The following is a 14,367-nucleotide window of genomic DNA, read 5'->3' on the forward strand; positions in this document are numbered from 1 at the left end:
AAGCCGGGTCAGCGCGACGTGTTGTTGGCGATCCTGCTCGACGGGACCGGCGCGATGCCGGGCTGCCTCAGCTACGTGCTGGCCAAGGACCCTACGAACCCTGATGCGATCTGGATCACCGAGACCTGGGACAGCGCCGAGAGCCACAAGGCGTCGCTGCAGCTCCCGGCCGTCCAGAAGGCGATCGCCAAGGCCCGGCCGCTGATCGCCGGCTTCGGAGAGCGTTTCGAGACGCAGCCCGTAGGGGGCGTTGGCATCGGGGGCCCCGCTGCGTAACACGCTTACGATTTCTGATAATCTTCCTTAGGCGCAAACCAGATGTATATCCATCCTGTCACCCCCACTGGCCATTTGGGCTCGTCGGCGGTGGAGCCCACCCTCCGATCGTCGGGCTCTTTCGCGCTCGAGCCCTCAAGCTGCACGGCGCCCGGATGACTCTCCGGCCGTCTTGAACCTCTCGACCAGCCGGCCGAGCTGCAGCGCTTCCTTGCGCAGGTTGTGGCTGGCCGCAGTCGTTTCCTCGACCATGGCGGCGTTCTGCTGGGTGACCTGATCCATCTGGTTCACCGCCGTGTTGACCTCAGCAAGTCCCATCGACTGCTCCTTGGCGGCCTGGGCGATGTCCTGCACCAGCGTCTCGATGCGCGAGAAGTCCGAAACCACGCTCGATAGCGCTTCGCCGACCTTGACCACGAGGCCCACGCCGCTCTGGACGCTGTCCGAGGCTTCGGCGATCAGGCCCTTGATCTCCTTGGCCGCGCTCGCGGAGCGCTGCGCCAGGGCCCGGACTTCCTGGGCGACCACGGCAAACCCGCGACCCGCCTCCCCGGCCCGCGCCGCTTCGACCCCGGCATTGAGGGCCAGCAGATTGGTCTGGAACGCGATCTCGTCGATCACCACGATAATCTGGGCGATCTGACGCGAAGATGCGTCGATCCGGCCCATGGCTTCGACGGCCTGCCCCGCGACCGTGCTGGAGTTCCCGACCGCCATGCGGCTATGCGACATGGCTTCCTGCGCCTTGCCCGCATTGTCGGCAGTCTGGCGAATGGTCGCAGTCACTTGGTCCAGGGCGGCGGCGGTCTGCTCCAACCCTGCGGCCTGTTGCTCCGTTCGGCGCGAGAGATCGTCGGCCGCGGCGGAAATCTCACGGGCGCCCCCGTCGACGGCGCTCGCGCTGGTCACCACTTGCGAGATGGTCTCGTTCAGCGCGCGCAGCGAGCTATTGAAGTTCAGCCGCAGCTGCTCGAACTCGGGCGGGAAGGCCTGGGTGATGCCGTGGGTGAGGTCGCCGGCCGACAGCGCGCGCAGACCGGCGTCGAGGGCATTGACGACCTTCTCACGCTCGCGGGCCTCCGCGGCTGTCAGTGCGTGCTGCGCCTCGCGCTCCTCCTGAGTGCGCGCATCGAGCTGCTCCTGCCGCTCGCGTGCGGCGCGACGCTCGAGCACGGCGTTGCGGAAGACCCCGACGGAACGTGCCATTTCGCCGATCTCATCGGGCCGCCCCTGGTGGGGCACATCCTGTTCGTAGTCGCCCTCGGCGAGCCGGCCCATGTAGCCCGCCATCCGCAGAACCGGCTTCACCACCTTGGCGCGCAGCGACGCGACCCCGCCGACCACGACGACGAGCATCAGAAGCGAAGTCACCCCCAGCAAGCCGAAGATCTGCAGCGTGATCGCGTTCGCCGACTTCACCTGGGCCTCGGCAAAGCTCAGCGACAGCTTCGAGAGATCGTCGACCACCTTGCGATGCGCCTGGTAGTGAACGCTCAGCGTATCGATCGCGGCGTTCATCGCTGCAACGTCACCCGCCTTCAGGGCGGGAAGGTACTGGTTGTCCATCACGGCCCAGAACTTCTGAACCTCGACGTCCGATCGATTCAGATCGGCTTGAATCTCGGGGGAGAGCGGGTTTTCCGACCAGTAGGCGCGTCGCGCGTCATATTCGCTGTGCAGCTTGGCGATCGTGGCCGCCAGCTCCTGGGGCTTGTCCAGTTCGTCTGGACCGCGGTGAGCCGTCAGGAGGGCTTCAACGAGGTAGAGTGGCGGCGGCAGGATGTCGGCAATCAGGGTCTGGGCTTCCGATTGCGCCTTCGAAACGGGACCTCCTACGCGGAGTTCCAGCAATGAATAGACCGCGGCGCCGGTCGCCAGAACAAAGCCGCAGATAAGGAGGGTCGCAAAGAGGTTCAAAACCCCGCTGATCCGAATTGCCATGAGCTGCCTCGCGAAATTCCGCGGGCATCCCACGCCGCCAAGTCTTAATGTGTTTGGTAATGGTGCGCGAATTCGATGGCCTGCCTCACCGATCTGAGTAATTGAGTTATCTCCTGAGTTTCGCCGCGCACCCGCCCCGATCGAAGCGCTGAATTCTCCCTCTCAGCCCCCCATCTCGTCCCCGCTCCTGGGCCGCGATGAGATCGGCGACGAAGCCTCTCAGGTCTTCAAGCGCGTCCGGGTGGTGACGACGATCACGTACCGGCTCCGCTGGTCGCAACAGCCCTTGCACCCGGCGGGCTCACCGACTTGTCATGTGCATCCGAAACCCCATCTGTTAAGTAACTACTGTATCCTCCTCGGAGACCCGCCCATGCGCAGCCTCGTCGCCCTCTCGGCCGCCGCACTCCTCGCCAGCGCCGGAAGCGCCCTTGCCGCCCCCGCCTCGGTCAGCGTCAGCGTGGGGCCGGAACTGCAGAAGAAGTTCGACAAGACCTATGGCGTGCGCGAGGCCGAGCAGCTGACCGCAGATCTCCGCAAGTCGGTCGAAGACGCGCTCGCCAAGTCCACCGCGCACGACGGCGCCCGGATCGAGCTGATCCTCACGGACGTGAAGCCCAATCGTCCCACCTTCAAGCAGCTGGGCGATACGCCCGGCCTGTCGATGGAGAGCTTCGGGATCGGGGGCGCCAGCATCGAAGGTCGTATCGTGGCCGCCGACGGCCGCGAACAGCCGGTGAAATACAGCTGGTACGAGAGCGACATCACCCAGGCCTACGGCAACTGGATCTGGCACGACGCCGAGTGGACTTTCGACCGCTTTGCGCGGCGCCTGGCCCGCGGCGAGGAAGTCGCCAAGCGCTGATCTGCCGGTCCATTGCTTGCGCTGAACAACGGCGCGCGGTCTGATCGCCGCGCGCCGTTTTTCATGCCCTGCCGAGTCCCCCATGCCCCGCCCTGCCCCGTCCGCCGACCTGCGGCCCATCGACCGGCTGCTGGAGATCATGGCGCGGCTGCGGTCGCCCGAGGACGGCTGCCCCTGGGACCTGGAGCAGACCTTCGCCACCATCGCGCCCTACACGATCGAGGAAGCCTATGAGGTGGCCGACGCCATTGAGCGCGGCGATCCGGGCGACCTGAAGGACGAACTGGGCGACCTGCTCTTTCAGGTGGTTTTCCACGCCCGCATGGCCGAGGAGCAAGGCGACTTCGCCTTCGACGACGTGGTCCGGGCGATCAACGACAAGATGGTCCGCCGCCACCCCCACGTCTTCGCCGACGAGACCTACGCCGACCTTGACGCCCAGAAGGTGGGTTGGGAGCAGCTGAAGGCCGCCGAACGCGCGGGCAAGGGCAAGGCTGCAAGCCTGCTGGACGACGTGCCCGTGGGGCTGCCCGGCCTCACCCGCGCGGTGAAGCTCTCCAAGCGCGCCGCGGGCGTCGGCTTTGTCTGGCCCACCGTCCAGGACGTCGTAAAGAAGCTGCACGAGGAGGTCGGCGAAATGCTGGCCGAGATCGAGGCCGGCGACCTGGAGAAGGCGCGGAACGAGATCGGCGACGTCCTCTTCGTCGTGGCCAACCTGGCCCGCACTCTCGACGTCGATCCGGAGGACGCCGTGCGGTACACGAACGCCAAGTTCGTGCGCCGCTTCAAGTACATCGAAGCGAAACTTGCGGAACGTGGCAAGACGCCGGACCAGTCCGATCTCGCCGAGATGGATGCCCTCTGGGATGAAGCGAAAGCCGTCGAGCGGGCCGACTGAACGGCGGCGCCCCTATTTTGCAATTTGATAATTGCAAAAAGGCCTGCGAGGCAGGGGCATCGTCCCCTAGCATGAGCCCCGCATGACCCACGCCCTGTCTCGCAAACTCGCCGGCGCTGCGTGTATCGCGGGCGGCGCCCTGCGACTGGTCGCGCCCTCGGCGCAGGACCTTGAGCCCGAGGCTGCCCAGCTCGTGTACCTGACCGTCGACGCCCTTTTGCTCCTGGGGCTGGTCGGACTCTACGGCCTGTCGGCCGACTGGCTCGGGCGACTGGGACTCGCAGGTTTCGCTGTGGCGGTCGTCGCGATCTGCATCATTCGATCTCAGGGCGCCGTCGGCGCATGGGCCTATCCGGTCGGCTCCGGCCTGCTCGGAGCTGCTATGGCGGTGATCGGGGGCTTGGGGTTGAGGCGTCGGGTTCACGGACGACTGGCGCCCGCGGCGTGGATTACGGCGTTCGCTGTGGGCGCGATCGCATCCGCCCTGGCGAGTGGCGTCATGATGATGGCGGCCGGCATCATCTTTGGACTGGGCTTCGTGTTCGCCGGTTGCAGCCTCCTGGCGCCGCCGCGTGATCAGCGTCCGACGGAGGCCTGAGGAAAGAGCTGCTCGAACTGGCCCAGCGCCTGGGCGGTCAGGCTCACCGACAGGCGCACCCTCCCGTCCTCGCCGTCTTCGCGCTCGATCACCCGGCCATGGCTGTAGAGCCAGGCGATCGCAGCGCCCTCGCCCGGCGGCGTGACGACATCCACCGGCGGCGCCTCATCCACCAGACCGGCGACGGCGGCGAGCAAGGCGGCGCACCCCTCCCCGGTCACTGCCGAGACCACGACGGCCGGCGGATGCGCCCGACGAGCGTCGCGGAGCACTTCCTCGCGCAGGTCGTCGGGCAGCAGGTCGGCCTTGTTCCAGACCTCCAGGATGCGGCGCTCGTCCATGTCGACTTCGAGCCGCTGCAGCACGCTGCGGACGTCGGCGGCCTGGGCCTCCGTCTCCTCGCTGGCGATGTCGCGGACGTGCAGCACCACGTCGGCCTCGCGCACCTCCTCCAGCGTGGCGCGGAACGCCTCGACCAGTTCGTGCGGCAGGTCCGAGATGAAGCCCACGGTGTCCGACAGGATGGCCGGCCGGCCATCGGGCAGCTTCAGGGACCGCAGCGTCGGGTCCAGGGTCGCGAACAGCATGTCCTCGGCCAGCACCTTGGCCTCGGTCAGCCGGTTGAACAGCGTGGACTTGCCGGCGTTCGTGTAGCCCACCAGCGCCACGCTGGGGAACGGAACCCGCCGGCGAGCCGATCGCTGCAGGGTCCGGGTGCGGCGCACCTCGACCAGCTCACGCTTCAGCTTGCCGATCTTGTCGGCGATCAGCCGCCGGTCGGTCTCGATCTGGGTTTCGCCGGGACCGCCCATGACCCCGAAGCCGCCGCGCTGGCGCTCCAGGTGCGTCCAGGTGCGCACCAGTCGAGACCGTTCGTAGGTCAGCCGGGCCAGCTCGACCTGGAGCCGCCCTTCCCGCGTGCGGGCGCGCCGGGCGAAGATCTCGAGGATCAGGCCCGTGCGATCGATCACCTTGGCCTTTAGCGCCTTCTCGAGATTGCGTTGCTGCACCGGCGTCAGGGCGTCGTCGATGATGACGACGTCCAGTTCCTCCACCTCCACGATGGTGGCGAGTTCCTGCACCTTGCCCGACCCGAACAGGGTGGCGGGCGTCAGCTTGCGCAAGACAACGACCATCGTCTCGCGCACCTCGAGATCGAGGGCGCGGGCGAGGCCGGCGGCCTCTTCCAGCCGGGCCTCGGGATGGCGCGCGGAGCCGCGGCCTTCCCGATCCGGGTGGATGACCAGGGCGCCCTGGACGGGCGCCTCACGGTCTACAGATTTTGAACTGCTCAATCGGCCTCGTCGTCGGCCGGCTCATAAAGCTGAACAGGCTGAGCCGGCATGATGGTGGAGATGGCGTGCTTGTAGACGAGCTGGGATTGCCCGTCCCTGCGAAGCAGAACGCAGAAGTTGTCAAACCAGCTCACCACACCCTGCAATTTCACGCCGTTCACCAGGAAGATGGTGAGGGGCGTCTTGGACTTCCGCACGCTGTTGAGGAAGGTGTCCTGCAGGTTTTGTTTCTTGTCACTCACGGCTTTCCGCCTTTTCGTTTTGATCGGGCGGAAGGCCGCCCACACACAGGTTCAGGCTATGCCGCAAATCGCGGCAGTTTCAATCGCAGGTTTTTGACGTCAGACCGCGGTAGCCTTCGCGCGCTCGATATAGAGGCGCCGAAGCTCCATCGCCACGGGTCCCGGCGAGCCGCCCCCGATCGTCTTGCCATCCACCGCCACGACGGGGAGCACCAGGCTGCCCGCGCCCGTGATGAAGGCCTCCTTGGCCGCCAACGCCTCCTCCAGCGTGAATGGCCGCTCTTCGACCTTAAGCCCAGCCTCCCGGGCCACGTCGAGCAGGGTCAGTCGGGTGACGCCCCGCAGGATGTTGGCCTGTGTGTCGCGGGTACGGAGCACGCCGTCGCCGTCGACGATCCAGGCGTTGGACGACGCGCCCTCGGTGACCAGGCCCAGCTCGTCCACGAACCAGGCCTCCACGGCCCCGGCCTCGCGCGCCTTCTGCTTGGCCAGCGCGTTGGGCAGCAGGCCGACGGTCTTGATGTCGCAGCGGCCCCAGCGGTTCTCGGGCGTGGTCACCACGGCCACGCCCTTGGCGGCCCGCGCCTCGGTGGCGGCGCGGTCCACGCGGCTGACGGTGACCACGACGGCCGGCGCCACGGGTTCGGTCGGGAACGCGTGATCGCGCCGCGCCACGCCGCGGCTGATCTGCAGATAGACCAGGCCCTCACGGATGCGGTTGCGGCGCACGGCTTCCTTCAGGACCACGGTAAGCGCCGCGCGGCTCATCGGCATGTCGATCGACAGCTCGGCGAGGCTGCGTTCCAGCCGGGCGAAGTGGCCCTCGGGGTCGGCCAGCTTGCCGTCGAACAGGGCCCAGACCTCGTAGACCGCGTCGGCCAGCTGATAACCCCGGTCCTCGATGTGGACCATGGCGTCGGCCTTCGGCACGAAACGGCCGTTCACGTAGGCGATGCGCGACACGATCTAGACCTCTTCGGATTCCAGCGCCCGGGCGCCCGATAGGCCCAGCGACTTCAGCTTACGGTGCAGCGCTGAGCGTTCCATGCCGATGAAGGCTGCAGTCCGCGAGATATTGCCCGAGAACCGGAGCATCTGGGCGTTGAGATACTCGCGCTCGAACACTTCGCGGGCCTCGCGCAGCGGCAGCGCGATGATACGCTCGGCCCCCAGCGAGGTCGCGTTGTCGTTCACCGAGGCCTCGGGCGGCAGCATGTCGGCGGTGATCGGGTCGGCCGGCGAACCCGAGGCCAGGATCAGCATCCGCTCCACGTTGTTCTTCAGCTGCCGCAGGTTGCCCGGCCAGGCGCGCACCTGGAGCATCGCCAGCGCGTCGTCCGACAGCTTGCGGCGCGACATGCCCGACGCCTCGCAGATGCGTTCGATGAAATCCTCGATCAGTTCGGGGATGTCCTCGCGCCGCTCGCTCAGCCCCGGCACGTTCACCGGCACCACGTTCAGCCGGTGGAACAGGTCCTCGCGGAACCGGCCGGCCGAAATCTCCTCGCGCAGGTCCTTCGACGTCGACGAAATCACGCGCACATCGACCTGCACGTCCTGGTCCCCGCCGACCCGCCGGAACCGCTGCTCGACCAGCACCCGCAGGATCCGCCCCTGGGTCTCGCGCGGCATGTCCGCGGCTTCGTCCAGGTAGAGCGTGCCGCCGTGGGCGCGCTCGAACACGCCGATCTTGGCGGGGCGGTTGTCGGCCCCCTCCTCGCCGAACAGCTCGATGTCCATGCGCTCGGGCGTCATGCCGGCGGCGCTGATGGGCACGAACTCGTTGCGCGCGCGGATACTGGCGGCGTGGATCAGGCGGGCGACGGTCTCCTTGCCGGCGCCTGCCGGTCCCGAGATCAGCACCCGGCTGTTGGCGCCCGCCAGTTTGGCGATCATCTGGCGCAGCTGCTGGGCGGCCATCGACTTGCCCAGCAGGCCCTCGGGGGCGATCGCCTGGGTGCGAAGCCGCCGGTTCTCGCGCTTCAGGTTCGCCGTCTCCAGCGCCCGCTCGACCACCAGGATCAGGCGATCCGACTTGAACGGCTTCTCCAGGAACTCGTAGGCGCCGCGCTTGATGGCGCTGACGGCGGTTTCGATGTTGCCGTGGCCCGAGATCATGATGACCGGCAGGTCGGCGTCCAGCCCCTTGACCATGTCCAGCAGCTCAAGCCCGTCCATGCCGCCGCCGGACATCCAGATGTCCAGGATCAGCAAGGCGGGCTTGCGCGCGCGGATGGCCGCCAGCGCGCTTTCGCCGTCGTTGGCGGTGCGCACGTCATAGCCTTCGTCGGTCAGGATGCCGGCGACCAGCTCGCGGATGTCGGCCTCGTCGTCGACCACAAGAACGTCAGACGCCATTCTTCACCTCATCTCGTACGTGCGGCCATGGCCGGGCTTGCGACGCGCTGGGCTGGGGCGGCCGGCAGGCGCAGGATCGCCAGCGCCCCCTGCCCGCTCCGCGCGTCGGCCAGTTCCAGCTCGCCGCCATGGTCTTCCAGGATCCGCTTCACGATCGCGAGGCCCAGGCCGGTGCCCTTCTCGCGGGTCGTCACATAGGGTTCGGTCAGCCGGTCGCGATCCTTGGCCGGCAGGCCCACGCCGTTGTCCTCGACCTCGAAGGCGACGGCGGCCTCGTCCACGACAAGGCGGGCGGTGATCTTGCCCTTCACGTTGGGCGAATGCGCGCGCCGGCCCTCGACCGCCTCTGCAGCGTTCTTGAGCACGTTGGTCAACGCCTGGCCGATCATCCGGCCGTCGGCGTAGAGAACGGCGTCGCTCGACGACTCCTCGAGTTCGACGGTGATGTCGGCGCTGGCCACCCGCTGGGCGAACACGGCGGCGCGCAGCAATTCCGCCGCCTCCAGTTTGGCGAACTTGGGCGCCGGCATCCGCGCGAACGCCGAGAACTCGTCCACCATCCGGCCGATGTCGCCCACCTGGCGGATGATGGTGTCGGTGCAGCGGTCGAAGATCTCGAGCTCCGTGGGCGCGATGTCCTTGCGGTACTTGCGCCGCAGCCGCTCGGCCGACAGCTGGATCGGGGTCAGAGGGTTCTTGATCTCGTGGGCGATGCGGCGCGCCACATCGCGCCAGGCGGCGTTGCGCTGGGCGGCCACCAGCCGGGTGACGTCGTCGAAGGTCAGCACCAAGCCACCCTCCGACTGGCTCGCCCGCACGCGCAGCCGGCGCGAGTCGCGACCGCGCACCACGTCGATCTCCTCTTCCGCCTCGCCACTGCGGCCAGCGGCGGCCAGTTCGGCGAATTCGGGGACCACCTGTGCGAGCCTTTGGCCCCTTCCGAGGTCGTCTTCCAGCGCCAGGAGGACGGCGGCCTGGCGGTTCAGGACCGAGATCCGGCCATCGGGCTCCAGCCCGATCACGCCCGCGCTCACCTCGGCCAGCACCGTTTCGATGAACTGACGCCGCGCCTCGGCCTCCTCGCCGGCCCGCCGCAGGGCCTCCTGCTGGGCCTGCAGGTCGTGGGTCATGCTGTTGAACGCGCGCGACAGCACGGCGATCTCGTCGGGATCGTTGTCGGCGTCGACCCGGGCGCTCAGGTCGCCCCCGGCGACCTTGCCGGCGGCCTGCACCAGACGTCCGATCGGCGCAGAGATCGTGCTGGCCGCGCCCAGGCCCAGCCACACGGCGCCCACCAGGACCAGCAAGGCCGTCTCCACGTAGCTCAGGGCGAAGATCGTCTGGATCTTCGCGCGGCTGTCGCGGATCTCGCGGTACGAGACCAGCGAGCTCTCGGCCTCGCGCAGGTTGGCGACCACGCCGCGTTCCAGCGGGCGCACCGCATAGACATAGACCTGCTCATAGTCCGGCAGCCGGTAGAGCGAGCGGATGACGTTGTCGGCGCGGACATAGATTTCGCCCTGGTCGGCCGCCGCATAGGCCGAGGCCGGCAGCGCCTCGAACTTGGGTGCGCCGGACATCTCGGCGCGGGCCATCACCTGGCTCTGCTTGTTGACCAGATAGATCGCGGGAAAAGCATGGAAGTTCGCCAGCGCCGACAGCGCCTGGTCAAAACCCCCGGGCTTGCCTTGCAGCCCCGGCGCCTCGCGGTTGATGACCTGCGCGATCTCGGTGACGTCACGCGCGACGTCCTGCTGTTCGGTGTCGATGTAAGAGCGGAACACCGTGGCAGAATTCTCGACGACGGTGTTGACCCGCTGGCTGAACCACTTGTCGACGCCCTGGCTGACCAGGACGCCGGAGAACACGAAGACGACCAGCGCCGGCGCCAGCGCGGCCAGCGCGAACAGCCAGACGAAACGCACGTGCAGGCGGGCGCCCGCGTCATGCGACCGCGCGCGAATGAGGTCGAGCAGGCGCAGCGCCACCGATGTGATGAGGCCCAGGATCAGCAGCAGGTTGACGCCGAGGACCCAGAGGATCACGCCGCTGGCGGGGCCGAGGGGCCCCTGCTCGGGCGGTGACGAGGCCAGCAGGATGGCAAGGCCCGTCAGCGCCGCGGCGATCCCGTAGCCGACGCCCAGGACCAGCCGCGACTGAAGGGCGTTCCGGATCCGGACCAGGGCCGGGTGTCCGAACGCGCGATGCGCAAACAACGCCATTGTGGCCGGAGCCTAGGGAGCTGTGCTCCAAAATCAACAGCTATGTTGCCGCCTTGCACGGCGCCGCTTTCGCAACGCTGTGCTCACGGATCGGGGGACGTGGTCCTACCGTCGCCCGCGGGCCATTTCGACGCCCAGGTCCTGGATCTTCTTGCGCAGGGTGTTGCGGTTCAGGCCCAGGATCTCGGCGGCGCGGACCTGGTTGCCGCGCGTGGCGCCCAGGGTCAGCTGAATCAGAGGCCTCTCGATCTCTTCCAACACCCGGTCGTAGAGACCGGCCGGCGGGATGCCGTCGGGCTGGTCGGCGAAATAGGCGGCGAGCTTCTGCTCCACCAGCTGCGACAGCGTCGCCGGGCCCTCCTGGCCCTGCACGACTGGCTGCTGGTCAGCCAGCTCCTTCTCGATGATCCGCGCCGTGATCAGGTCCTCGCCGTAGAGGGCGCAGACCCGGCGGATGAGGTTCTCGAGTTCACGCACGTTGCCAGGCCACGCGTGGCGTTTCAGGCGGTCCAGCGCGCCCGCATCAATGGTCTTGGACGGCAGCCCCTCGCGATTGGCCCGCAGCAGGAAGGCCCGCGCCAGGTCCGGAATGTCCTCGGCCCGGTCGCGCAGGGGCGGGATCCGCAGCGGCGCCACGTTCAGCCGGAAGAACAGGTCCTCCCGGAACAGCCCCTGCTGGATCAGCGCGCGCAGATCGCGGTTGGTGGCGGCGATGATCCGCACGTTGGGGCGGCGGCCGGTCTTGGGGTTCAGCGCCGGCTCGGAGCCGTCGATCACCCGCAGCAGTCGCGTCTGGGCGTCCAGCGGCATGTCGCCGATCTCGTCGAGGAACAGCGTGCCCCCGTCGGCGTCGATCAGCTTGCCGGAGTCGCCTTCCTCCTTCCCGAACAGCTCGCTCTCCACCCGCTCTCGCGGCGTGGCGGCCAGGTTGATGACCACGAACTTGCCGTCGCGCCGGCGGCCCATGTCGTGAAGGGCGCGCGCCACCAGCTCTTTGCCGGCGCCGCTCTCGCCCGTGATCAGCACCGTCAGGTCGGCGCCCACCAGCCGCGCGATCGTGCGGTAGACGTCCTGCATCGGCCCCGATCGGCCGATCAGCGGCAGGCGGTCGTCGCGCACGGCCCGGGCCTGGGCCTTGGACGCCTCGGCGTCGGCCGGCCGCGCCAGGGCCCGCCGCGCGGCCGAGGTCATGTCGTCCAGGTCGAAGGGCTTGGGCACATACTCGAACGCGCCGACCTCGGCGGCGTTGACCGCCGTGATCAGGTTGTTCTGGGCGCTCATCACGATCACCGGCAGCTTGGGCCGGTGCTTCTTGATGCGGGGCAGCACGTCGAAGACGTTCTCGTCCGGCATGACCACGTCGGTGACCACCAGGTCGCCCTCGCCATCGGTCACCCATTTCAGCAGCGTCGTCGCGTTGCCGGTCGCACGGACCTGATAGCCAAGCCTCGTGAACGCCTGGCTGAGCACCAGCCGGATCGACGAGTCATCGTCAGCGATCAGGATCTTCTTGGAAGCCGCGTTCATGCAGTGACGTCCTCGTTGGACACGATCGGCAGCAGCACGCGGAAGACCGTGCGGCCCGGCTCGGACTCGAAATCGATCAGGCCGCCATGGCCGGCGACCAGCTTGGCGACCAGCGCCAGGCCCAGGCCCGCGCCGTTGTTCTTGGAGGTGACGAAGGGCTGGAACAGGCTCTCGCGGATGTGCTCGGGCACGCCCGGGCCGTTGTCGACGATCCTGACCTCGAGCGGCGCTCCCCGCAGCGCCTGGCCCTTGGCCGAGCGCACGCGCACGCCGTGGCGATAGGCGGTGTGTATCGAGACCTCGCCGCGCCCGTCATTGCGTGAGTGCGCGGCCTCGGCGGCGTTCTTCACCAGGTTCAGGAAGATCTGGATCAACTGATCCTCGTCGCCCATCACCGGCGGCAGCGAAGGGTCGTAGCTTTCCTTCAGGCCCAGGCCCTCGCCAAAACCGTTGGCCGCCAGCGCCCGCACCCGGTCCAGGATCTGGTGGATGTTGATCGGAGTCAGCGACGGCAGGGCGTCGTCCGAGAACGCCTCCATGCGGTCCACCAGCCGGCGGACGCGGTCGGTCTCGTCGACGATCAGTTGCGCCAGCGGCGCGTCCTCGGCCTTGGCGCCCGACTTCAGGAGCTGCGCGGCGCCCCGGATGCCCGCGAGCGGGTTCTTGATCTCGTGGGCCAGCATGCGACCCAGACCGACCAGCGAGCGAAGGCCCGCGGCCTCATGGGCGCTGCGGTCCACGCCCAGGCCGTTCTTCACGGTCAAAGTCAGCAGCACCGAGCCGTCGCCGAGGGGCGCGGCGGCGCCGTCGGCCTCGAACGGCGGCAGGCCAAACAGGCTGATTTGCACACCCCGTTCCCGGACGCGCGCGTCTTCCTCGATGGCCCGGTTCAGCAGGGACACCAGCGCCGAGCCGGGCGGCAGGGCCGCGCGGAAACGGCCCTTGGCCAGGAGGCCCAGGCCCTGGCCGAACAACGCCTCGGCCGCCTCGTTCACCGCCACCAGCGCGCCGTCCGCGCTGACCACCAGCGCCGGGTCAGGAGACAGCTCAAAGGCCGCAGCCTTCAGCGCATCCACGTCGGCGCCCTTCTCCTGCAATCGGGTCGTTCCACTCATGCCGCAAGCCTGTGGTCTGGGGTTCGCCAGAGCGCGGACAGTCCCCGCTCCACCGATTGGGCGTCCTCCAGCCGGCACAGGGCCGACCTCGCTTCTCGCCGGGCCTGCGCATCGGCGGGCCAGGGGGCGTTTTCGATGTAGGCGGCCAGATGCTTGCGGAAGATCCGCAGGCCCAGGCGTTCGCCGTAGAACTCGAGGCTGTCGCGCAGATGGGCGACGGCGATGGCCAGACGCTCTTCCGACGGAGGCTCGACGAAGACGCGCCCCTCCATCTCGGCTTCGATCTGGGCGGCGATCCAGGGCCGGCCGTATACGCCGCGGCCCACCATCACCGCGTCGGCGCCCGACAGCTCCAGCGCCCTCGCGGCGCTCGCGCCATCGACGATGTCGCCGTTCGCGATCACAGGGATCGACACCGCCGCCTTCACCGGCCGGATCGCGGCCCAGTCGGCGGCGCCCTTGTAGAACTGGCAGCGGGTGCGGCCGTGCACCGTCACCGCCTTGACGCCGATCGCCTCGGCCGTGGCCGCCAGCTCTGGCGCGTTGCGGCAGCCGTCGTCCCAGCCCAGGCGCATCTTGACCGTCACAGGGACGTCGACCGCCCCGACCGCGGCCGCCATCAGCTCGGCCGCGAGGGCCGGCTCGCGCATCAGAGCCGAGCCGCCATGGCCGCCGGTGACCTCCCGGGCGGGGCAGCCGAAGTTCAGGTCGATGATCTCGGCGCCGGCCGCCTCGGCCATCCGCGCGCCCTCGGCGATCGCGGCGGGGTCGCGCCCCACCAGCTGGATCACCATAAGCGGAAGGCCCTCGCCTACGGCTGCGCGCCGCACCACATCGGGACGGCCCCGCGCCAGTTCGGCGCAGGCGACCATCTCGGTCGAGACGTAAGACGCCCCCAGCCGGCTCGCCGCGCGGCGGAACGGCAGGTCGGACACGCCGGTCATCGGCGCGATCCAGACACGTCCCCCGACCCGAACACCTCCGATGTCGAGCTCATTGCTCATTTTGTAATCAACCCCATCGCCATATT

The 14,367-nt window shown here is 68.4% G+C and carries 13 protein-coding genes; 4 read left to right on the plus strand and 9 right to left on the minus strand.

The features are described from left to right. Positions 1-276 (plus strand): putative quinol monooxygenase (locus EPN98_RS02240; protein WP_293359697.1); only part of this gene is annotated, 276 nt, incomplete at its 5' end. Between the two features lie 135 nt (positions 277-411). On the opposite strand, the gene EPN98_RS02245 is transcribed toward EPN98_RS02240, so the two are convergent. Then, positions 412-1,794 carry a methyl-accepting chemotaxis protein gene (locus EPN98_RS02245; protein WP_293359700.1) on the minus strand — a complete coding sequence of 461 codons (1,383 nt, stop codon included), beginning with the start codon at positions 1,792-1,794 and terminating at the stop codon, positions 412-414. A gap of 796 nt (positions 1,795-2,590) precedes the next feature. On the opposite strand from EPN98_RS02245, the gene EPN98_RS02250 reads away from it, so the two are divergent. The 3 genes from EPN98_RS02250 to EPN98_RS02260 all read left to right on the plus strand — a co-directional run bounded on the left by EPN98_RS02250 (position 2,591) and on the right by EPN98_RS02260 (position 4,578). Next, positions 2,591-3,082 carry a hypothetical protein gene (locus EPN98_RS02250; RefSeq protein WP_293359703.1) on the plus strand — a complete coding sequence of 164 codons (492 nt, stop codon included), beginning with the start codon at positions 2,591-2,593 and terminating at the stop codon, positions 3,080-3,082. Between the two features lie 82 nt (positions 3,083-3,164). Next, on the plus strand, positions 3,165-3,980 hold the full coding sequence (gene mazG / locus EPN98_RS02255) for a nucleoside triphosphate pyrophosphohydrolase (RefSeq protein WP_293359706.1): 816 nt from the start codon (positions 3,165-3,167) through the stop codon (positions 3,978-3,980). An 82-nt stretch (positions 3,981-4,062) separates the two neighbouring features. Beyond that, complete coding sequence (locus EPN98_RS02260) at positions 4,063-4,578, plus strand: hypothetical protein (protein WP_293359709.1); 516 nt, start codon at positions 4,063-4,065, stop codon at positions 4,576-4,578. Here the strand turns inward: EPN98_RS02260 and hflX are convergent. The 8 genes from hflX to dusB all read right to left on the minus strand — a co-directional run bounded on the left by hflX (position 4,557) and on the right by dusB (position 14,341). After that, a complete protein-coding gene (hflX, locus tag EPN98_RS02265) occupies positions 4,557-5,873 on the minus strand; it encodes a GTPase HflX (protein ID WP_293359711.1) in 1,317 nt (438 codons plus the stop codon). The genes EPN98_RS02260 and hflX overlap by 22 nt on opposite strands. Beyond that, positions 5,870-6,115, minus strand: a complete 246-nt coding sequence (gene hfq / locus EPN98_RS02270; protein WP_111274395.1) for an RNA chaperone Hfq — start codon at positions 6,113-6,115, stop codon at positions 5,870-5,872. The genes hflX and hfq overlap by 4 nt, the downstream gene beginning before the upstream one ends. Before the next feature lie 99 nt (positions 6,116-6,214). Continuing rightward, positions 6,215-7,078, minus strand: coding sequence for a D-amino-acid transaminase (locus EPN98_RS02275; protein WP_293359713.1), 864 nt, complete (start codon positions 7,076-7,078; stop codon positions 6,215-6,217). A 3-nt stretch (positions 7,079-7,081) separates the two neighbouring features. After that, positions 7,082-8,473, minus strand: coding sequence for a sigma-54 dependent transcriptional regulator (locus EPN98_RS02280; protein ID WP_293359716.1), 1,392 nt, complete (start codon positions 8,471-8,473; stop codon positions 7,082-7,084). 8 nt (positions 8,474-8,481) lie between these two features. Further along, positions 8,482-10,695 (minus strand): PAS domain-containing sensor histidine kinase, encoded by a 2,214-nt coding sequence (locus EPN98_RS02285; protein WP_293359719.1) that lies wholly within the window; start codon positions 10,693-10,695, stop codon positions 8,482-8,484. A 105-nt stretch (positions 10,696-10,800) separates the two neighbouring features. Beyond that, positions 10,801-12,222: a nitrogen regulation protein NR(I) gene (ntrC, locus tag EPN98_RS02290; protein ID WP_293359722.1), complete on the minus strand. Its 1,422-nt coding sequence runs from the start codon at positions 12,220-12,222 to the stop codon at positions 10,801-10,803. Continuing rightward, the gene (locus EPN98_RS02295) at positions 12,219-13,337 is read right to left on the minus strand and encodes an ATP-binding protein (RefSeq protein ID WP_293359724.1); all 1,119 of its coding nucleotides are present in this window, start codon (positions 13,335-13,337) and stop codon (positions 12,219-12,221) included. Before EPN98_RS02295 ends, ntrC begins: the two co-directional genes overlap by 4 nt. Further along, positions 13,334-14,341: a tRNA dihydrouridine synthase DusB gene (dusB, locus tag EPN98_RS02300; protein ID WP_293359727.1), complete on the minus strand. Its 1,008-nt coding sequence runs from the start codon at positions 14,339-14,341 to the stop codon at positions 13,334-13,336. Before dusB ends, EPN98_RS02295 begins: the two co-directional genes overlap by 4 nt. Positions 14,342-14,367 lie beyond the last annotated feature (26 nt).

The organism is Phenylobacterium sp. (assembly GCF_004299445.1).
Taxonomy (GTDB): Bacteria; Pseudomonadota; Alphaproteobacteria; order Caulobacterales; family Caulobacteraceae; genus Phenylobacterium.